This window comes from Citrobacter sp. VF227 (assembly GCF_052950715.1).
Window position 1 is genome coordinate 859,677 of the sequence record NZ_JBRFVF010000001.1, and the last position, 21,991, is coordinate 881,667.

Genomic DNA, 21,991 nt, shown 5'->3' on the forward strand with positions numbered 1-21,991 from the left:
CTGTATCAAGAGAAACCTTTACACCTTAGACGACAAATAGGCGTTTTGCGTAATCATCTCTGCGACAATTAGTGCGAAACTCCGCGTAGTCTGGCGACGGCTTTCACCAGCAGCACCACGACCCCGCCAATGATAAAACCGAGCACCAGATTCAGCAGGGTCGGAAGCATTAGCGCAATCAATGCACTTTGCTGTTGGGAAAAATGTTCAATCGCATGATGCAACGGTGATATCCCGTGTACCACGATTCCACCACCGACCAAAAACATCGCCAGCGTACCCACCACAGAGAGGGTTTTCATCAGCCAGGGAGCGACCACCAGCAATCCTTTCCCCAGCAAGTGGGCAAGCGCGCTACGTTTTTCTGCCAGCCAGTAGCCAATATCATCGAGCTTAACGATAATCCCAACCAGGCCGTATACCCCCACAGTTACGACTAACGCGATGCCTGATAACACCAACACCTGATTCAGCAGTGGCGCATCCGCGACGATACCCAGCGTAATCGCGACAATCTCGGCAGATAAGATAAAATCGGTACGTATCGCCCCTTTGATTTTATCTTTTTCAAAGGTGAGAGGATCCTGCGCCGCCAACGTTGTCAGACGCTGCTGGCGCTCCTCTGGAGTCTCTTTGTGCTTACGCGCTTGCAAGGTATGGAGAATTTTTTCTGCCCCTTCAAAACAGAGAAACGCCCCGCCAACCATTAATAAAGGGGTGATCGCCCACGGAATGAAGGCGCTTATCAATAGCGCCAATGGCACAAGGATAACTTTGTTAATAAATGATCCTTTTGCCACGCTCCAGACTACCGGGAGTTCACGGTTCGCCCGCACGCCTGAGACCTGCTGCGCGTTAAGCGACAGGTCATCCCCCAATACACCCGCCGTTTTTTTCGCGGCCAGTTTTCCCATGACTGAAATATCATCCAGCAGCGTGGCGATATCATCGAGTAAGGTCAGTAAGCTACTTCCTGCCAAAGTTTTAATCCTCAATATTATTTTTTTGCAGCCATAAGTATGAAGTAAAACACGCAATGCTGAAACTGACCTTTCTGGTCAACATTTTTTTAACATCAGTACGTAATTATAAATCTCGCCAGCACGATAGTTTTGACGTTTACTATGTTGCACCTTTTTATTTCCACCGTGAGGGATTATGCGTTTCAGGCAATTGTTACCGCTTTTCAGTGCGCTATTCGCGCTGTACATCATTTGGGGTTCCACGTACTTCGTTATTCGTATTGGCGTTGAAAGCTGGCCGCCGTTGATGATGGCCGGCGTGCGTTTTCTCTCTGCCGGAGTGTTATTAACACTTTTTTTACTTCTTCGCGGACACAAGCTACCGCCTCTGCGCCAGCTCCTGAACGCCGCGTTAATTGGTATCCTGCTGTTGGCCGTGGGTAATGGGCTGGTTACCGTTGCAGAACATCAAAATGTTCCTTCCGGTATTGCCGCCGTAGTGGTCGCCACCGTCCCGCTGTTTACACTGTGCTTTAGTCACTTTTTTGGCATCAAAACACGCAAACTGGAATGGATAGGGATAGCTATTGGTCTCGCCGGGATCATCATGCTGAACAGCGGCGGCAATTTGAGCGGTAATCCATGGGGCGCTGTTTTAATCCTGATTGGCTCAATGAGTTGGGCGTTTGGTTCAGTGTACGGCTCACGCATAACCCTGCCCGTTGGCATGATGGCAGGAGCCATAGAAATGCTCGCCGCCGGTCTCGTGTTGATGTGCGCCTCACTACTTTCCGGGGAAAAATTGACCACTATGCCGACATTTTCAGGCTTTATAGCGGTAGCCTATCTGGCCTTGTTTGGCTCTATTATTGCCATTAACGCCTATATGTACCTGATCCGCAACGTCAGTCCGGCACTCGCCACCAGCTATGCCTACGTGAATCCGGTGGTCGCCGTACTGTTAGGTACCGGTCTGGGAGGAGAAAATCTGGCGCTCATCGAATGGCTGGCGCTTGGGGTGATCGTGTTTGCGGTGGTACTGGTCACACTCGGTAAATACCTGTTCCCTGCTAAAGCGGACGCCATTGTGACTCCATCGGAGAAGACGTTACAGTAAATGAATACCAAGCGTGTCGATCTGCGCGCTGGCGCCACCGCCGCAGATCCACTCGACGACACGTTCGGACAATGCTTCATCCCCCAGCTTTTCGCGCCCGCGCAGGGCGCACTCCCAGACAATCAGTACTCGCCAGCCCAGAGCCTGCAGCTTTTCGCAATCCCGCGCGTCACGCTGGACATTTTTGCCTATTTTTTCCAGCCAGAACGTCGTTCGTGTAGCGGGGACTTTGAATAAATAGCAGTGGTGATGATGCCAGAAACAGCCGTGGGTAAAGAGAACACAACGATACTCATCCACCACGAAATCAGGGCGACCGGGTAACGTCGCATCTTGCACGCGAAACGTTACCCCCTGCTCTGTCAGCACACTGGCAAGGCGTTTTTCAATTGCGGTATCACGGGTGGCAATCGCCCGCATATTTTTACTGCGTGTTGCCTTATCGTGAACGTCTGCCATGCAGGTTCTCTTTCTCGCGAAGGGTAACCGCTTGTTTGATTTTTGGCTCCAGCAGCCTGGCAACTGCCGCAAATGCCGGGACGACCACCGAATTACCAAACTGGCGATAAGCCTGGGTATCCGACACAGGGATCCTGAACTGATAGCCCTGGGGGGATTCAAATCCCATCAGGCGCGCGCACTCTCTGGGCGTGAGCCTGCGCGGGCGGTGTTGCTGATTCTGCGGGTCATCAAAATCCTTTTCCCCCAGCGCCATGTCCCAACCGCGGTCAATAAGGATCTCGGCGCCATCCTTATAATAACGCGCCGATAATGTGCGCGTTACACTATGGGGATTGCCAGGATACACCATACCATAGCCGAATCCATTCCCCCGCGCCTGATGCTTTTTCGCATAGCGATAGAGATATTTCCACAGCACCGGCGTCAGCACATATTTCGCCTCGACGGTTGGCTCAAGCAGCTCCGCCAGCGTAGTACGCCGCTGTGGATAACGGGAGACAATATCGCGCAGCGTGAAGTCTGATTTCAAATTCAGTTCGCGGCGAAAACCGACGAGCACAATCCGTTCACGGTGCTGTGGCAAAAAATGTTGCCCATCGATAATCTTCGGATCATCCGGACCGTTATCGTGCGCATCCGCCACGTCATAACCCAGTTCATCCAGGGTTTGCATAATGATACGAAACGTTTTTCCCTGGTCGTGACTCTTCAGGTTTTTGACGTTTTCGAGCACAAATATCGCTGGTCGACGCGCATCAATGATACGTACCACATCAAAAAATAGTGTACCTTGCGTATCGCAGGCGAAGCCATGAGCTCGTCCTAACGCGTTTTTCTTGGATACACCAGCGAGAGAGAATGGCTGACAAGGGAAACCCGCCAGCAACACGTCATGCTGCGGAACATGCTGACGAATATGCTCCGCCGCCTGTTGGTCGCTCACCCCATCATGATGGCTGAGCGTAATATCACGAATATCTTCATTAAAGTGGTGCTGTTGAGGATCACAGTAGTGATTCGCTTTATAGGTGCGCACCGCATGCTTGTTCCACTCGCTGGTAAAGACGCACTGCCCGCCAATCGCTTCAAAACCGCGACGAATTCCGCCAATACCAGCAAAAAGATCGATAAAGCGAAAAGCATAATGGGGATGATGCGCGGGCGGTGTCGGCAGCATAGCGTTCAGATGAGCCAGCTCAGCGTCGCTCAACCGATGCCACGTTTCATTGGCAACAACGCGCTTAAAGATGGCCGGACTCCAGCGATTCTCACCAACACCATTCAGATGAGCAACCAGCGTTTTCACGTCATATATTTCAAGCAACTTCGCCAAAATCACCTGTGCGGCGGCCTCGTTATCATCTGTCATTGGGTTCATGGAGCCTGCTACTGAAAAATTATCCTGCATACATTTAACCGACCGAAATAGATAACTGACAGATTAACATAAAATAGCGCGGTTGACGTGGCGGCTGTACTGATGACTAACGCGCGGTAAAGGGTTGAATCGCGTCAAGATCCAGCTTTTCATATTCTCCTTTTAACTCCGCACTCAGCTTCGCCATGTATGTCAGCAAGAAGTCAGCATTATGCTGCGCCAAACGCCGCCCCTTTTCGGTTTGCATCGTCAGCGGCAACGTTAATAATTTGGTCTGGAAGTGATCGAGCGCGTACTGTTTATCATCGAGGCCACGTTGCCGGGCCAGTGGATCTTCCGCATCAAATAACGCCACGCCTAATGCGCCGGACACGGCAAATACCCGCGCTAAACCAATCGCGCCTAGCGCCTCCAGCCGGTCTGCATCCTGCACAATTTTGGCTTCAGGGGTTTCTGGTACGATTTTGGCGCTGAAACTGTGTGCCTCAATAGCATGACACACGGCAAATAGCCGTTGTTGTGGAAAATCAGGGAAATCGCGCATCAAAACCCCACGCGTTTCCTGAGCTGCCAGTACCGACGAACGATGACGATCGGGATGGTTCTTAGGCAAACTGACGAGATCATGGAAGTAGCACGCCGTCAGCACCACCAGCCAGTCAACGGCCGTATCTGTGTTCAGCTTTTGTGCCGTCGTCCACACGCGGCGAAAGTGAAAGATGTCGTGGGCAGCGTCGTGCTCTGAATGGTTTTCACGTAGCCAGGTTTCAAATCGCGACTGCCAGTCGTGGAGTTCCATGCTCTCTCCCTTTACATAAAGAAAACCACCTTAGCAACAATTTTTACTCCGAACCACTGTCCGCCCTCTTTTATAGCAAAATTCAATTATTAAATAATATTTATAACGAATATCAATTTATAACTTCTGCATGTAGCATTGATAATAAATCATCAAGAAACTACGATCAGCAATAATAAAAACACATACAATACACATAGCAAATACTAAAACTAAAAAGCATAAACCAGTTGATAAATATACATTTATACGTTGAATGAAAACGATAAGTATATATAGAAATGATTTAAGAAACCCAAATGGAAACATTCTGAAATATCTAAAATACAATTGTTACATGTTATATTTTAAATTAAATGAACTTCATGGATAGTATCGAAATGTAGTTTTCAGGACATCACTACATATTCATTTTAATTATTAAATAAAGGGAATACATAATGAAAAGAAAAGTACTGGCACTGCTTCTCCCTGCTTTATTAGCTGCAGGCGCAGCAAATGCGGCTGAAATCTATAATAAAAACGGCAATAAACTGGATCTGTACGGAAAAGTCGATGGTCTGCGTTATTTCTCTGACGATGCAGGCAGCGACGGTGACATGACCTATGCGCGTGTGGGTTTTAAGGGCGAAACACAGATCAACGATATGCTGACTGGCTACGGTCAGTGGGAATATAACATTCAGGCTAACGGCACCGAAGGTGACAAAGGCGACTCCTGGACTCGTCTGGCTTTCGCAGGCTTAGGCTTTGCTGAAAACGGCACCTTCGATTACGGTCGTAACTATGGCGTCGTTTACGACGTTGAAGCCTGGACCGATATGCTGCCAGAATTCGGCGGTGATACTTACACTCAGACCGACGTGTATATGCTGGGTCGTACCAACGGCGTGGCTACCTATCGTAACAAAGGTTTCTTTGGTCAGGTTGATGGCCTAAACTTTGCTTTGCAGTATCAGGGTAATAATGAAGGTAGCAGCGTAGGTCAGGAAGGTTCTGGTAATAGCGAAAACCGCAAACTGGCGAAAGAAAACGGCGACGGTTTCGGTATGTCTACCTCCTATGACTTTGACTTCGGTTTAAGCCTCGGCGCAGCGTACTCGAGTTCTGATCGTACTAACGAGCAAGTTTCTGCTGGCCGTGGCGATCGTAGCTATGCCAATAAATACGCAGGCGGAGATACAGCGGATGCCTGGACTGTTGGCGCGAAATATGACGCAAACAACGTGTACCTGGCTGCAATGTATGCCGAAACCCGCAATATGACCGCTTATGGTGATGACAAAGGCGGTATCGCCAACAAAACGCAGAACTTCGAAGTTGTTGCACAATACCAGTTTGACTTTGGTCTGCGTCCATCCGTTGCATTCCTGCAATCTAAAGGTGTCGACTTAGGTGGCTGGGATCACCATAGCAATGGCACCCCACGCTACACCGATAAAGACCTGGTCAAATATGTTGATGTGGGTATGACTTACTACTTCAACAAAAACATGTCCACCTACGTTGATTACAAAATCAACCTGCTGGACGAAGACGACAGCTTCTATGAAAGCAATGGTATCGCGACTGACGACATCGTTGCCGTTGGTTTAGTCTACCAGTTCTAATTGCTGCACAAACAAGCAAGCCCGTTTCTTCTGAAGCGGGCTTTTTACATTTTTAGAGTGGGACAGAAGCCTTAAGATATAGCTGGGAGCCTTCAGGTCGGTTACGCACATCCATTTCTTTCTGCCATTTCAACGTCATCAGCCAGCCCTTGTCATTGGCATAACGAATAGAAGGACCAAGAGAAAAGGCCCGCGCTTTAGCCGGCGCTGAATTCGGTCCGTTGTCATTGGTAGTCTGTATAAATGTGTACCCACCAATGCCAAACACCCAACCATTTCCCACTGCCCATCCTAATGCATAATCGGCATGAAAAGCCTGGCCTGACTTCGTATGACTCTCCTGATTACGTCGATTAACGTCATACATCATTTTGATATCGGCATTAACACCTTGTTGCGGAATATAGCTAATTGCCCATACAGGTTGCACAGCCCAGTAGTTTCGCCCCAGGCTGGCGGGATCAGACTGGCTGTAATTACCTGTTGGTGCAAATACATCAACGCCCAGCACATAATGAAGGTCACGCAAGGGATGAAAACCTAATGCTGGCCCCAGTGTGATGTCTCCCAAACCCTGGCGGGTATATTTCCGCCCATATGATTTAGCCGTGATATCGAGCAATGGCAGGATGGAATGAAACGCCAACTGTCCCCCCAGAAGGCGCTGTTCCGTAACCCAAATAATACGCGGCGCTAGGATATTGACGTTCATACTGAAGCCCGGCCCTGAAATATCATGACCTCTGCTGTCACGCACGTGGTCATACCGTGCGCTGCCTCCGTACAACAGGGTATGTATTCCTTCGGCAGGAAGAAACCCTGACATATAGTTTTCCAGACCATCGGGATAAATACCCGGTCCGTTTCCCTCGGAGGCTACCACTGAAGGCGCTGCGAGCAGAAAAGCCACGCCTGGCAAAATCCTTTTCATCCTCTTTATCATTTTGCTATCCATTGATACTGTTTACCTGAAGGAAATACGGATCAATATTGATGCCCGAGGGCAAAACTGCGCAGTTTCACTAAAAATTAAGATTCTTGTCCGTTATCACTCACACCAGTTTTGGTAAAATATTCAGTACATTACCAAACCAACAGAAGATCACGACGATACCAAAAATAATAACTACGGCGGGGATAATCCGCCCTCCCCATACAGTAAACATCTGATTCGGAAACTTTTGCCTTGATTTCAAGGCCAGCACGGCCGGAATAATAACAGCCCAGATCGTTGCACATAATCCTGCCCCACCGATCCCATAGATAAATCCGTTAGGGAATAACAGGTAAAGCACCGTTGGCGGCAAAAACGTCAGCATTACTGTTTTAAATCGTCCAGAATGGGAATTGTCGAATTTGAACAGATCGGCAAGAAAGTCAAATAGTCCTAATGTAACGCCGAAGAAAGAACTGGCCACGGCCAAATTAGAGAAAACGAGTAAACAGAACTCAATCACGCCACTCTGATTAGTTCCCAAAAAGGACCCCACCAAAGCATCGACATTACCGCCAGAAGCAATTATACCTTTAAAACTCTCACGAGGGATGTTACCCATCGTACAATATAGCCAAAACAAATAAACAACCAATGCCAGAAAAGATCCCAGCACAACACTTTTTATCAATTTATCTTTTTTCTTTCCGTAGCAGATGATTAGGCTGGGGATATTACCATGAAAACCGAAGGATGCCAGGCATACCGGAATGGCCATAAATATATAAGGAAAAAACGAGCGGCTTTCTTCGTTTACTCCACTTACCCCACTTAAAATTGAGTAATCGACCTGAAAGAAAAGCGAACCAAAAACAATCACGAAAGCAAGAATTTTAATCCCAAGAAATAATGATGTAATCCGACTTGCAGCCAATGAGCTAAACCATAATACAGTTGCTACAAACAGCGCGGTACAAACACCAATGATTCGTGGGTTAACATGACCATCAGAATGCATAGATATCGTTTCACTAATAATAGCTCCATTTGCTGAAATATATGCATAAGTCAATATATATAAAACAAAGGCAACTGTCGCACCGCTAATCACATTCCATTTATTACCAATTAAATCTTTTGTAATTGTGTTAAAACTGGAACCGACAGGATAATTTAAATTGGCTTCCAGAAGTAGCAATCCTGAGTGCAACATTGAAAACCAGGATATTATTAATATAAATGCCCCCCAGAAAAACCAAGCGCCGGCGAGATCAACGGGTAATGCAAACATCCCTCCACCTATTACGGTGCCAGCAATCACCATAATCCCCCAAAAGGATGAATGCTTTGAATTGGAATTTTCTTCCATACGAGCCTCTTTTCATCAGTTGTATTTATTCACTATCATATTAATTTTATAAAAATGTGAACCATGAATAGCTATGAGATATAGCCATTCATGGTCAATTATTGACTATCAGATTTCTTTCAATCGTGCAGTAAAGTGACGTAGAACTTTAGGTTCATATGTAAAAGTTAATCCTTTAATATTTTTGGCATTTTCTTTCACATGACTAAAGGCTTCAATAATGAAATCCATATGCGATTGCGTATATGTCGCACGCGGAATGGTTAAACGTAACAACTCAGCCGGACACGGTAACTGAACTCCCGTTTTAGGATCCCTGCCGAGTAAAAATGAACCAATCTCTACAGCGCGAATGCCAGCGACTTTATAAAGTTCGCATGCCAGCGCCTGTGCCGGGAATTGTTCAGCAGGAATATGCGGTAATAATTTTCCAGCATCCACGAATGCCGCATGTCCACCAGCTTGCTGACAGGTCACACCAATAGCTTCAAGACCATCAACCAGATACTGAATCTGTGCAATACGATAGGCCAGCCAATCCTGGTTCATGCCATCAGTTAGACCGACGGCCAGACGTTCCATTGCTCCGCCTTCCAAACCACCATAGGTAGGGAATCCCTCCTGCACCACACAAAGCGTCCGGCATTCGGTATAGACATCAAAATAGCTGTCATCTTTAATACAGAGCAGCCCCCCCATTGGCACCATCGCATCTTTCTTCGCTGACATAGCCAGCATATCCGCATATTTATAGGTTTCGCGTGTAATCTCCTCGATGCTCCAGTCCTTATAAGCTGTTTCCCTTTGCTGAATGAAATATGCGTTCTCTGCAAATCGAGCGGAATCCATCACCACTGGAATATCGTATTTTTTCGCCAGCTGATATGTTGCTTTCAGGTTTGCCAGTGAAACCGGCTGACCACCGGCAGAGTTACACGTTATCGTAGCCACAATATAAGGAACATTATTTGGGCCTACCTCCTGGATACCTTCTTCTAGTTTATCCAGGTCGAAATCCCCTTTGAAATCACAACGGACTGCAGTATCAAATGCTTCTTTGATATAAACATTTCGGACAGTACAGCCATTAATTTGACTGTGTCCCTGAGTTGTATCGAAGAAGTAGTTTGAGAACACAACCATTTTACTTCTGTCCAATCCCTTTTCTTGCTCACGCTTACGGATTAATACAGGGATATAAATCTGCTCAGCACCACGGCCCTGGTGAGTCGGAATAGTATATTGATATCCAAAAATATTCTTAACCGCATCTGCAAGCGCATAATAACTGCGGCTTCCGCTGTATGCTTCATCTCCCCTTAGCATTGCTGCTTGCATATTTTGGGTAACAGCGCCAGTACCGCTATCTGTCAATAAATCAATAAAAACATCTTCACTATCAAGCAGGAATGGGTTCATTCCGGAATTAATAATCGCATTTTCACGGTGCTCCCGCGTTGTACGTTTTACGGGTTCAATAACACGAATACGGAATGGTTCTGGTAAATGTTTAAAGTTATTCATGGAATATTTCCTGTATTAGATATACACATACCACGCCTGCAGTAACTCATAGGCCTGAATTACTGAAGCATTTTAAATATTGATGAACAACCCATATAAATTTTATCCACACATCTCCACACCCGTTATCTACGCCTAAACCCACACGTAAACCAGGTATAACAAGATTATGCAGCAAATAAATTATGAATTATTCAAGGCATACAAAAAACAGAAAAAAGTTTCTGTTCACATTGTATGAATAGGAAGGAGTAAAACTTAAGGGCGATGATTGACAATCATCGTGTCGATGTTGAACCACTTAGAAGTCAGATATGTATTAAATAAGCTAATCATTAGATATCAACTCTTATTAAACATGACAACATCATTATAGTATGGCGATTTTTTGTCTATTAGCAGTTAAAGTTATTGTGATTAAAATCACGATAAATTAGACATGTGCGATATATCCATTACTCAACAGCATTGCATTCACATCAATGTAACATCACGCTAGTGCGCCAATATAGTAATTAGGATATCCCTAACCACCTAATCAAGAAAGCATTAAATGAACCATCGTTTTCATTTGGCATGTATACTGGAGAGAATTTTCAATTCAGATCACAAATTTCATTCCAGAGGATTATTGAGTTCCGAGGATACATTCGTATCTGTTGCCTCACCCGACTAAGGCAAACTGGACATTTCCTGGGCGAACAAATACCGATTGTTCCCACGCACTACCACGAAAAATGATTCAATACTTAATAAGAAGGATTTTATGAATATCAGTACGATTATCTCCTCCACAGATCGCATAAAACTCGTCGCTGGCGAGGACAAAATCCCCTGGAATGAACCGGCCTTTAGCCAGCGTATGCTGGAAAACCATTTATCCCAGGATCACGACTGGGCCAGCCGCCGACAGACTGTGATTCACCAGCAAGTAACCTGGATTTCCGACCAATTGGCTGCGGGAGCACGAGTGCTGGACCTGGGTTGCGGTCCAGGCTTATATACCAATCAGTTAGCTCAACTTGGCTTCATATGCACAGGGGTCGATTTCTCGCCAGCATCAGTCAACTGGGCCAAAAAACAGGCGCAGAACGCTGGTTTGAAAATTAACTACGTCCAGCAAGATATCCGTCATTACTCACCGGAAGAACCATTCGATTTCATCATGATGACATTTGGAGAACTCAATGTGTTCAGTGCTGCAGATGCCAGAAAGCTAATCGCAAACTGCGCTCGCTGGCTCGTACCTGGCGGAAAACTGCTGGTTGAAGTACATACCTTTGCTGAAGTGAAACGTCAGGGGATGGCAAGCCCTGACTGGCAACGCTGCCCAGAAGGATTATTTATTTCCAGCCCCCATCTTCTTTTAACAGAGTATGACTGGGATGAAGAGACACAAACCAGTTCTACCCGATTCTGGGCTATAGATGAAAACGGTAATACAGCCCGCTTCGGAAGCCAAATGACAGCCTGGCATGATGAAGAATATCTCCATCTTCTGAGTGACAACGGTTTCACTGTACTACAGCACCCTGATGGTCACGTTTGGCCGGTTAGCGATACATTCGAAGGAAAACTGAACGTTTGGCTGGCAGAAAAGAAATAATCATGTAACTCCATGAGAAAGTATCGACCCAGTCATCCCCAGGGCTGGTACTAATAAGTCGAGCCGACGTACTTCAATGTCATACGACTTAGCTCACAAAATGAAGGACATAGTGGTAATTTCCTACCGGGAACGCTGGGTAAGTGATAACGTATTCGACGGTCAGTTTGTTCAAAATATACCAACAAGATATGGCAGATAGTTATTCGGAAGGGTATATCGAGTGAAAGACTGAGGAAGAAAATTTTAGATAGAAACCATTAAAAACAGCCAGTTACTGGTAAGTAGTGGCGGAGAGAGGGTCTAATTTTTTAGTGTCCGCCAACGCCCGTCACAGTCCACTTTTTCTTTTAAAAACAAAATATTGTCATTATTTTTTTGTTCGGTAACGTATTGCTACTGTGCAAACAATCAACTATTTTATGCAGTACCGTATGCATGGCGGGTTGTATGACAGGATTTTACTATGCCAAAGAAAGCCAAGGAACTCTCAGGACTTGCCGTTTCAAGATTAAAAAATGAAGGAATGTATGCCGTCGGTGGCGTGGATGGTTTATACCTTCGAATCAGAGGGCAGTCTCGTGCATGGGTTCTTTGTGTGGCTATGGGAACCCGAATAAACAATCTCGGTAGAACAGTTCCCCGGCGTTTGAATATGGGTCTTGGCCCTTATCCAGAAGTTTCCTTAGCCGAAGCGCGTGACAAAGCGCGTGAGCTACGTAAACAAGTACGCAGTGGTATTAATCCCCTTCAAGAAAAATACGAGCAAAAAGCCCGGCAGGAAATACTGGCTCGTAAGAAAAAGACGTTTGCTGAATGCTGTGAAGAAGTTCTGGAGGTCAAAGATAGTGAGATGAAAAACAAAAAACATCTCGCCCAATGGCGTTCCACGCTGGAAACCTATGCCTACCCTTTCATTGGCACAAAAGCAGTAAGTGAAATCAGCAAAGTTGATCTTCTGGCAATACTGGAACCTATTTGGTTAACCAAGAACGAAACTGCCAGTCGTCTTCGTGGACGAATTGAAACGGTGATAGATTACGCAAAGGCCAAAGAATACTTTGAAGGTGATAACCCTGCTGCATGGAAAGGTATGTTGAAACCTCTCCTGCCTCAGCCAAGTAAGGTTCAGATCCCCAAACACCATGCAGCCCTCCCCTATAACCAAATTGGCACTTTTATGAAAGAGCTGCGTGAACGAAGCGGCGTCTCACCTCGTGCGCTTGAGTTTGCCATATTGACCGCTGCACGTTCAGGAGAAATTCGTGGTGCAGAGTGGTCAGAAATCGATCTCGAAGGAAAAACATGGACTATACCCGCCAGCCGCATGAAAGCAGCAAAAGAGCATCGAGTTCCTCTGTCTGAGGCTGCTGTAGCCCTGTTAAAGACTTTACCACGCTTTAAGGACAATAACTTTGTGTTCCCTGCTAGTCGTAAGGGACAACTTTCTGATACCGCTTTGTTGGCAGTGCTGAAGCGAATGGGATATACCGAGTTAACCCAGCATGGGTTCAGGTCAACTTTCCGTGATTGGGCTGGTGAAACAACCAACTACCCACGTGAGGTTATTGAACATGCGTTAGCTCACCAGTTAGCTGATAAGGCTGAGGCTGCGTATCAACGGGGGACGTTATGGCCTAAGCGTGTGGCGTTGATGGATGATTGGGCGGGGTACTGCTTTGCCAATGTTGACTGTTCTGTTTGAAGACACCATCAAAAAATATATATGATGGCTACGATAAAGCCCTGTGAGGCTGGTTCGTACCCTTTGGTCCGATATTGATGAGGAGAGCGGATTCTGGAATAACCTGCGGAATTCATGAAAATGAAACGCCTACATAAGGTTTCACTGAGTAAAGAAGTTCTCCGTATTCCAGAAAACATACGCCCTATCAGCGCCCACAGAGAATGCATTTTTCCAAGTATCAAAGCTGCACTCAATCATATGCATGAGCAAACTGTAAACGCCGCCATAATCAGAATGGGATTCAGTGGTGAACTGATAGCTCATGGTATGCGGTCTATCGCCAGAACAGTAGCAGAGGAATCAAGTAAGTTCAGAACGGAAGTCCTTGAGTCCACTCCTACCCACTCAAAGAAAGATGAAATCATCGAAGCTTACAACCGTGCAGAATACTTAGCAGAGAGAGAAACTCTCATACAGTGGTAGGTTGATTACGTTCAAACACAAAAATATAAAATTATTGCTATTTGACAAATAATTAGCCGCTTAGTTAACTTCATATTAAAAGGCTAAATAAAAACATTCCTTGTAGCGGTGATTAAACAAAAACGTGAATAGCTCTTATTAATTTGAGATGAGAAGAAGCCCCCCCCCATCATCTCAATACTATCTTATAGATATAGCGAGAATTAAAACATCTCAAGCCGCGAAATGGCCTGAGATATTAGAAGTCGCATTAAAGAATTTATTTTGGTATATTAATATCATACTTGCTCTCGATAAAATCATCAAGCTTGACCTGATCGCTTTCAGATATAATATAGTCAATCTCATTTTCAGAAAATGGATAAATACCGAAATTATTAATATAATTTCCATTAAGTGAGAAATAATTAGAAGAATAGGGTTTGCTTGTTTTCGATATATAATACCAAAACAATCGCGAGCCGATTATTTTTTGAATGAACAATAACTCCTTGTATGAATGCCCTACTATAGCTATCCCATTATAAAACATTAAATTTTCATCTGAAGATATAATACTATATGGAGATGAATTTGTAATTTTTGGCAGGAAGAGTTTATTTTTAATCGGTTGTAACGATTGTGTGCGTCCATAAGCATACCAAGATGGATATGTTTTATTACCTTTGTCCCTTGTACTTAAATTAATTTTATTAGCCAAAAGGTATTTGTACGTAAATGGGTATAATTTTCTAAATGTTCTTTCCGCGATTATTTTTGGGTTTATCTCATTTGTATAAGGGAATATTATTTTTTCAACAAGTTCATCAAGAGAGTAATTGCTACTTAATTTATTTGAGTTAATTATATCTCTACAAATATCTTTTTCAATCTTAAATGTCATTCCATTTTGTTCGATGTAATAATATTTACTATCCTGATGAACAGGCTTGAATATATAAATATTGTTTTTTAAAGTGGCTATGCCATGCCGTGTTTTAAATACTTCGCCAAATGGCTTGCCAGTAGATTCGATACTTTGCATTATATCATTGTTTTGTAGATTCCAACCTTTTTGATGATTTAAAGCAGCATAATCAACTCTCTCAAAACTTATTGTTTTTGAATCTAATAATGAGCTATCTATATGAGAGTATTCAATATGACCAGAATCAACTTTATTTATAAAACATAAGCATGTATAAGTATTTTTAGAACTAAATATTTGCTCAGAACCAAAATCAAGGATTTTAAGGAGTATATTGTTGTCATGGAAATATCTCCTTAAGGCTCTGCCGTTTAGACTCTTAAAAAAACTATTCATTGTTATATAACTGAGAATACCATGGGTTGATAAGTTCTCAATACCAATCTGGAAAAAAGGGATATACAAATCAGGATGACCTGAAGAACATACAGACCAATTTTCTAATAATCCTTTTGTCTCAGGAGATAAATTTCGAGAACATACATAAGGGGGATTTCCTAAAATGACATCGAAGCCTTTAAAAAGGGGGGTGACTGTATTCCATTTGAATGATAAAGAATCACCAATGTGAATATTGAAAGTAAATTCTACCTCATCTTCACCATTACTTAATGCAAGCAATGTGAGCAGAAGTTTAGTACGATTAACAGAATAGCTCTGAATATCAATGCCATAAATGTGATCTTTGAATATAGAATTATATGTTTTTTTGGTTTTTTCTTTTAAGATATTACAAGCAGTAAAAAGGAACCCTCCACATCCGCAAGATATATCGGCTATGGTAATAGTATTGTTTACTTTATAGTAATTCAAAGAAGTTCTAGCAATGTAATCCCGAATATAACATGGCGTATAAATCGCGCCATTTATAACCCTATCGGAAGGAGAGATAACGAATTCAAATAACTTTATTAATTCTTCAAATCCAAATTTTTCAAATCCGTGCTCAATTATTAATAGTAATTCAGATAATAGACTATATTCATTAGAGCCAGTAGGTGTAATAAAATGTTCTAATACAAGAAGATTTTTGTTTACTTTTATTCTGTTAATAAGGATAAAGGATGAGATTAACAACCTGTCTACTTGTTTAGGTTCAGTAATATTATTTTTTTTTAGATAAGCAATAAGTTTATTTTTCATCAGATTATTGGTTTTCGGAAAGATATTTTTTATACTCAAGCATAAGACAGGCTAGATCTGACATTACGCATTTAAGCTCATCTTTCTGTTGCCCTTCAGGAGAACTATCAAGAGCATTTTTAATTAACTCCATTTTAATAAAAATATTTTCTAACATCCATATGACTTGATAACGCTTGAGATAGAGTTTCAATCTATCATACATATACATAGCTTGGGCCGATGACTTGTTTGGTTTGATATTTCCGAGAGTATCACGGCTAAAATGGTCATTATAATCGACATTGCAGGGATCGAGGTATGCAGTTTCGTCATCTGACTTAAGTATATTTACATAAGAACAGCAGTATACCAGATTACTGTAGTCTGTTTTAAGATTAGGTTTTGAGGGATGTTTTTTCCACGGAATGAAATGATCAATATGAAAATTGCCACTGCCCCCAAACCAAAAATCAGGGCAATCGGTATAACCACATCTGTTGGAAAAATCTTTCGCTAAAAATGATTTATATCTTCCGTAAACTTGATAAGATTTAACACAAGTTCTAACTGGAGATTTTATTCTAAATTTATTAGTCATTTTTCTCTATTTTAGAAAGTAAATTGTCAACTTTTGATAAAATTTCTTGTAATCGCTGTGTATTAGATAGTTCCTTGAATTCTTTGGGAACAGAGCTTTGCCTATCAACTGATTGTTCTAAAAAATGATCTAATTCAATAATTCTATTTTCATCGACTATTGTCGCCTTCCCCAATTTCCGAAGTTCAATGAGCTGTTTTAATTCTTTTTCAGAATGATCAATTCTCGCACGATAATGAGTTATTTGACTGACTACTTTTTCAAGAAAGCTTGCTTTTACATTACTATTTTTTTCAGAGTGCAATATGTCTTTTATGTATACTATATTTACATCATCGCTTTCTTTAACTGCATCGTCATCGAAAGACGTCATGACAAAGCATGGAAAATGATCTCTAATCGAAGTGAATTTTTTAACCAACTCAATGCCATTATACTCAACACCATATTTGATTGAAGTTTTCTTTTCATTTAACATAAAATCTGTAATCACTGCATCAGGATTTATCTTTATAATGGCTTCAATCATTTCATCCAAACTTGGCAGAGGAAACTCATCGAGAATTTGAATTTGTTTAGATGTTGTTGTTTCATCAGCATAATCCTTAAACTCATCTATTGCATCAGTTTCTTCGTCAATAAATAATATTCTATACATGGCTTTTATCTTTTATATTTAACAGGGAAAGTTATACGAATACTGAATCCTTGCTCTGGATAAAGCAATTTAGTATTTCCGTCATTCTCTTCAACAATTGATTTAACTAGCCACATTCCTAATCCTGTCCCTTCCTCTTCTCCAGAATGAGGATTTCGCTTAGTGGTAAATAACGGCTCGAAGATTTTTTCAGGTTTATCAATATCTTTTGATAAACCCGGACCATTGTCAGAATAATCTATTACTATTTCTTTTGGTGTGCTTGATACAGCAATAGTGATAAACCTCTGGTCATTACCAGAGGAATTAAACGCATCAATTGTGTTAACGAGTAAGTTATTAAAGATGCTATCAAAATCAATTTCAAATACTCTCATATCTAAATCTTCAATATTGCTAATATCGAGGTCCACCCCTCTATCATTTAATACAGAAGACCAATCAACTTTGAAATCTGAAAAATATTTCTTCAAAAATAGTTGTTTTCTTTTTCTTTTATCTTTTCTGGCTGCGCCAAGTGAGAATGCAAGCCATGATTTAAGCTTAACATCTTGTTCCCTCATGTTTTGCATTAGATAAAATGGATTTTTCCTGTTTTCCATATCTTTATAATCATTTTCATTTATACGTTCAGATATGAGTTTTTTTAGTTTTTCTAGTCGAGATTCTAACCTACTATTCAGTTTGCTAAGATCGTGGCTAAACGAAGCTAAAACAATGCCGCTGCTTGCTAGACCTCGTAAAACTTTTTGCTCCTCCTTTAGCCTCTCAATTTCTTCATCTTTTTTCTCATTTAATTCTGCTATTATGGCAAGCTGTTTATCTTTTAAATCATCTGTAGTGTTGGAAGCTGAGTTTGTATTTGTTGTTTTAGAATTCAGTGATAATATTTTTTTCTCTCTGCTTTGTTCTAAAATCCTTTTCGCTATCTGCTCGGCTTCTTGTCTGGATCTAATATCAGAAAATCTCACATCGTCATAATCACTCATTTCACGAGCAATGTAAGAACGGTCAGACTCAAATATATTGATAATAGCCGCAATTAATTCTTTAAAAATTTGAAAGGTCTTATTTTCTTGTAAACCTTCTCGGCTAGATTTATCTTCAAAATTTACGTTCGTTAAGCGAGAGATCTTAATTGCACCTGCGACGTTTTCCGGTTCAACTCTATAACGGCCATCTTTTTTAGCGACCCCAGCAGGGCTTGCTGCTTTCCTATTACCTAATCCTAACCAATCAAATGCAACATCTTTTATTTCACCGTAAGGACGAACCCGGAAGTTATCCCGAAATAGTTTTATTCCACCAAACTTCTGGAGCCAATCTTTTCGTGCGTTAGCAGAAATTGATTTATAGAAAAAACGTTCGGCATCAGGTGTAGTGTAAGTTTTCTTCATATAGTAGAACGTGAACTCAAATAATCCTATATCATTAAATGTACGATCACGATCAACCTCTTTATAACCCGGTAAAAGCTGAGAAAATGTCTTTGTTGTTTTCCAAGCTCCTTTTAAAAAATCAGCCCTTGTATATGGTTCTTTTTGCATGGCATCCCGTGAAAAGAACTCGATAGGAATTGAAGCCACATCATATTCATTCCTGATGACTTTTATTGATACATTTTGCTTGTCATCAGCTTTTGCAATGATTTTATAATCAAAATCATCACAAAGTGAACCTAAAACCTCACCATAGCTATCTGGTGTAAGAGAACTATAAAGATAAATTGAGAACTCGTTAGACTCTCTTGGAGGCACAAGAACTTCTAAATCAGAGTAAACTTGTTCTACATAATAGTTTTCCCAATAATCTCTGAGATCAGTTATTTTAAGTATAGTTCCGTATTTAAAGGTAGTAATATCAGGTATTTTGCTAAAGATATATGATGGTAGAATATTTTCTAAATAACCAGATAATGAAGAATTTTGTATACCGGTTAGCTGTGCACCGACCTTCTCAATTGTTTTAAACTCCCCTTCAAAATCCTCCCAGTTAACCTCCCATCGATAACCAATATATGAGGTGGGTATATTATCTTCATCAACATCAATTTCGTGATTCTCTGGATTAAAGAAAGTAAGCATTTCTGCTTTACTCCCAAGCTTATCCAAAGCAAATCGTCCAATTCCTTTGGCTCCAGCTTTAACCCTACCCGTTTTAGTAAAAAAGTTATGGGCTTTATTATCAGTACCGATAGTCATCCAATTATCTCGGATAATATCTTGGGTCATCCCTTCCCCTGCATCAATAATATATAGTGAAGCTAACTGAGATAGCCGATGCTTTAATTTCTTGATAAGATTATCATCAAGTGTATTTTTTAGTTTATAACGCTCTGAATCATGCTCATAAACATCTGAAAGGAGATCTTTATCAATGCCTTTAACTTGTAGTTCTTCGAAGAAATTTTCTGAAATTTCATTTTGCAAGTTAGAATAATAGTTATCGAAGAATACTATACTTATAGGACTGTCGGCATCATACCCATTTTTAACAAGCTCAATGATAGCACCTTTAGCAGTCGCTATATTTTCTCTACCAATCAGACGCGCTGTACGTGCAGACACTTTAAAAGGTATTTTTTTTATACCTGTCATAACACTTCTTCCTGTACAGAATGGTTATATTAGAATTTTTTTTATAACAAAATGGAATAAGTAATTTTTTGCTACCGCATTTGCTTACGTCAGGCCAGAGGGAAAACTTCCATCAGGACCGCAGAAGCTCGATGTATATAGTGTATCCTATTGAGAATCTATCACCATTATATAATGTTGTACACGCTGTGAAACGATCAAAATGACATTCTATCGATAATAATTAGTGATTTGAGAAAGATGTCATGAAGTGATTCACCTTAAATAAATTCAATCTACTGTAAAAATTATCTTGAGGCCTAAACCAAGCTCCTAAGCCTTAATTCTTTTCTATTTCAATCTATTTTTTTGGATATAATTTTCTCCAAGAGATTACAAAAAACTAGGATCATCTAATCAATCATGATCATTGATAGCTAACGACACTAAAATTTCCGGGACCACACCCATATCCACGCATTCCATTAGATACAATAGACCACGATGCTCCTGCTGGTACATCAAATACAATGCTACCACTTTTATTCCACTCAGAATTACCACTGACCGCATTAGCAACCATAACCCCGTTGACCATTCCTGTTAAGGCGTAGGTATTCACGCAGTTGTCGGCATTGCCAGAAGAAATTTTTGATGGAGGTGGATTACCACCAAACACATAAAGTTTGAATGATTTGCCTGTATTATTTGAGCCTGAATAAGAGCCATTATGTGTTCCCGCTGAAATATAACGTCCATTAACAACTGCACCTGTCCAAACTCCGTTAACACAGGACAAAATCGCCCCTTCTGATGTTCTTCCCTGAAGTCCATTAGGCGAACATCCCCCGCCGGTTTGAGCCTGCCCATTTATTTGTAGAAATTCACCAGTTGTCGTTCTTCCACTCGAAACAACATTACCGCCAGAAATCTTACCAACAGCCTCTATGTTCCCGCTTGAATGAATAGAAGCTCCGTAGACACCAGCCTGTGTGGAGATGTTTTTACCACCGTATGCGGTAATTGTGGCGGTATCAGCCATATACCAACCACCACCATATTTCTGAAAATAGATACCACCATCCCCTAACGTTCTGAACCAGTTTTGCGTATTCGTTTCCCCTCTGGAAGTGACCGTATTGCCAGATACCGTGTTGTTAGAATTAAGATTTCCAATAACTTGCGTATTACCCGATACTGACAGGTCTGAGCCAACTGAAACAGTACCCGTTGTTTTTAATGAGTTCGCAGAAACAAGACCTGATGCATTGATGTTAAGAGCATTATTAATGCTTTTCCCTCCCATGTTGAGATCACCCGTCATCGGAAGTGTTCCGTCGCGACGCAGATAAACTGAATACATTGAAGAATCGTATCCTACACGGTAGGCCAACAAGCCTGAGCTATTGATAGACGGGAAATCAGAGGACTTTTCTGACCATAGTCCATTGTAGCCGGAAGCTGACGTTGCAGATTGAGTCATGCCACTGTCAATACCTGCTGCCTGCATAGCTTTGCCCAAGAGATCGTATCTTGTCTTATTGCCTTCTATCCAAGGGACCGTTGTTGTTAACAGGCCATTGATAACGTAGTTTGGTGAAGTCCCTGAACGCTTCAACAATATCTTATAGGATGATTTTTGCATGTTCATGCCGGAGTATGTGGACGGTAACAAGCCTTCATTAATCAGCGTCTGGTAAGTTATTTCACAACCATTTGCAGAACATGTCCTTGGTCCCGGATCGCTTGACTGACTACTGCTCGACGTTAGCATAGACAGCTTGTCATATCGGATACTGATGTAGTCATTGACCGCCTCCCCTATTTGCTTCATTTGTTGACCAACAGCATTAGCAAGCAGTTCTTCATGCTCACTTTTCATATCCTGAAACTTCATGAAAGCCATAACTGAACCGACACCAAGAGCCAAAATTAGCTCTAACAGAGAAAACCCACGTTTATTTTTCATTTATGTTCACCCGTTATATTTATAATAATTACTAATTAACAAAAATAAAAAAATGATCAATACATTAAGGAATTAAAAAAGAAACAATTAAACATAATAATCACACACATAAAACACATGAGATACAAAACTAAAGAGTGATAGTTTATATCGATCGTTTTAGTGAA

16 protein-coding genes and 2 pseudogenes are annotated in these 21,991 nt (G+C 41.8%); 5 read left to right on the forward strand and 13 right to left on the reverse strand.

Features of this window, described 5'->3' with window-relative positions; all coding sequences use genetic code 11:
- Positions 1-68 precede the first annotated feature (68 nt).
- Entirely contained in the window at positions 69-980 is a 912-nt protein-coding gene (locus ACU8YC_RS04310; protein WP_414438035.1) for a DUF808 domain-containing protein, read from the reverse strand.
- Between the two features lie 178 nt (positions 981-1,158).
- Between ACU8YC_RS04310 and yedA the strand changes: the two genes are divergently transcribed.
- Entirely contained in the window at positions 1,159-2,079 is a 921-nt protein-coding gene (yedA, locus tag ACU8YC_RS04315) for a drug/metabolite exporter YedA (protein WP_370620114.1), read from the forward strand.
- Here the strand turns inward: yedA and ACU8YC_RS04320 are convergent.
- The 3 genes from ACU8YC_RS04320 to ACU8YC_RS04330 form a co-directional block, all read right to left on the reverse strand.
- On the reverse strand, positions 2,071-2,538 hold the full coding sequence (locus ACU8YC_RS04320) for a very short patch repair endonuclease (protein ID WP_151224642.1): 468 nt from the start codon (positions 2,536-2,538) through the stop codon (positions 2,071-2,073). The genes yedA and ACU8YC_RS04320 overlap by 9 nt on opposite strands.
- Complete coding sequence (locus tag ACU8YC_RS04325; protein ID WP_151218917.1) at positions 2,519-3,949, reverse strand: DNA cytosine methyltransferase; 1,431 nt, start codon at positions 3,947-3,949, stop codon at positions 2,519-2,521. Before ACU8YC_RS04325 ends, ACU8YC_RS04320 begins: the two co-directional genes overlap by 20 nt.
- Positions 3,950-4,025: 76 nt before the next feature.
- Positions 4,026-4,718: a phosphohydrolase gene (locus ACU8YC_RS04330; RefSeq protein ID WP_187252237.1), complete on the reverse strand. Its 693-nt coding sequence runs from the start codon at positions 4,716-4,718 to the stop codon at positions 4,026-4,028.
- A gap of 440 nt (positions 4,719-5,158) precedes the next feature.
- Here ACU8YC_RS04330 and ompC point away from each other — a divergent pair, with 440 nt between their 5' ends.
- Positions 5,159-6,328 carry a porin OmpC gene (ompC, locus tag ACU8YC_RS04335; RefSeq protein WP_151218919.1) on the forward strand — a complete coding sequence of 390 codons (1,170 nt, stop codon included), beginning with the start codon at positions 5,159-5,161 and terminating at the stop codon, positions 6,326-6,328.
- Between the two features lie 52 nt (positions 6,329-6,380).
- Here ompC and ACU8YC_RS04340 read toward each other — a convergent pair whose 3' ends face one another.
- The 4 genes from ACU8YC_RS04340 to tnaC form a co-directional block, all read right to left on the reverse strand.
- On the reverse strand, positions 6,381-7,283 hold the full coding sequence (locus ACU8YC_RS04340; protein WP_252837701.1) for a SphA family protein: 903 nt from the start codon (positions 7,281-7,283) through the stop codon (positions 6,381-6,383).
- A 97-nt stretch (positions 7,284-7,380) separates the two neighbouring features.
- Entirely contained in the window at positions 7,381-8,631 is a 1,251-nt protein-coding gene (gene tnaB / locus ACU8YC_RS04345) for a low affinity tryptophan permease TnaB (protein WP_187258794.1), read from the reverse strand.
- 108 nt (positions 8,632-8,739) lie between these two features.
- Positions 8,740-10,155 carry a tryptophanase gene (gene tnaA / locus ACU8YC_RS04350; RefSeq protein ID WP_151224644.1) on the reverse strand — a complete coding sequence of 472 codons (1,416 nt, stop codon included), beginning with the start codon at positions 10,153-10,155 and terminating at the stop codon, positions 8,740-8,742.
- Between the two features lie 258 nt (positions 10,156-10,413).
- Positions 10,414-10,491 (reverse strand): tryptophanase leader peptide, encoded by a 78-nt coding sequence (gene tnaC, locus ACU8YC_RS04355; protein WP_103771344.1) that lies wholly within the window; start codon positions 10,489-10,491, stop codon positions 10,414-10,416.
- 430 nt (positions 10,492-10,921) lie between these two features.
- Here tnaC and ACU8YC_RS04360 point away from each other — a divergent pair.
- From ACU8YC_RS04360 to ACU8YC_RS04370, 3 genes and pseudogenes are all read left to right on the forward strand, one after another.
- Positions 10,922-11,755 (forward strand): annotated as a pseudogene (locus ACU8YC_RS04360) (class I SAM-dependent methyltransferase); the annotation flags it as partial.
- A gap of 472 nt (positions 11,756-12,227) precedes the next feature.
- Positions 12,228-13,466, forward strand: a complete 1,239-nt coding sequence (locus ACU8YC_RS04365) for a tyrosine-type recombinase/integrase (protein WP_446895028.1) — start codon at positions 12,228-12,230, stop codon at positions 13,464-13,466.
- Between the two features lie 40 nt (positions 13,467-13,506).
- Positions 13,507-13,931 (forward strand): annotated as a pseudogene (locus ACU8YC_RS04370) (integrase); the annotation flags it as partial.
- A 259-nt stretch (positions 13,932-14,190) separates the two neighbouring features.
- Here ACU8YC_RS04370 and ACU8YC_RS04375 read toward each other — a convergent pair.
- From ACU8YC_RS04375 to pilV, 5 genes are all read right to left on the reverse strand, one after another.
- Complete coding sequence (locus tag ACU8YC_RS04375) at positions 14,191-16,041, reverse strand: HsdM family class I SAM-dependent methyltransferase (protein WP_446895029.1); 1,851 nt, start codon at positions 16,039-16,041, stop codon at positions 14,191-14,193.
- A 4-nt stretch (positions 16,042-16,045) separates the two neighbouring features.
- Entirely contained in the window at positions 16,046-16,621 is a 576-nt protein-coding gene (locus tag ACU8YC_RS04380) for an HNH endonuclease signature motif containing protein (RefSeq protein ID WP_232709725.1), read from the reverse strand.
- Entirely contained in the window at positions 16,614-17,279 is a 666-nt protein-coding gene (locus ACU8YC_RS04385; protein ID WP_446895030.1) for a hypothetical protein, read from the reverse strand. Before ACU8YC_RS04385 ends, ACU8YC_RS04380 begins: the two co-directional genes overlap by 8 nt.
- A gap of 5 nt (positions 17,280-17,284) precedes the next feature.
- Positions 17,285-19,876, reverse strand: a complete 2,592-nt coding sequence (locus ACU8YC_RS04390; protein WP_446895031.1) for an ATP-binding protein — start codon at positions 19,874-19,876, stop codon at positions 17,285-17,287.
- Between the two features lie 406 nt (positions 19,877-20,282).
- Positions 20,283-21,824: a shufflon system plasmid conjugative transfer pilus tip adhesin PilV gene (gene pilV, locus ACU8YC_RS04395; protein WP_446895032.1), complete on the reverse strand. Its 1,542-nt coding sequence runs from the start codon at positions 21,822-21,824 to the stop codon at positions 20,283-20,285.
- Between the last annotated feature and the right edge of the window lie 167 nt (positions 21,825-21,991).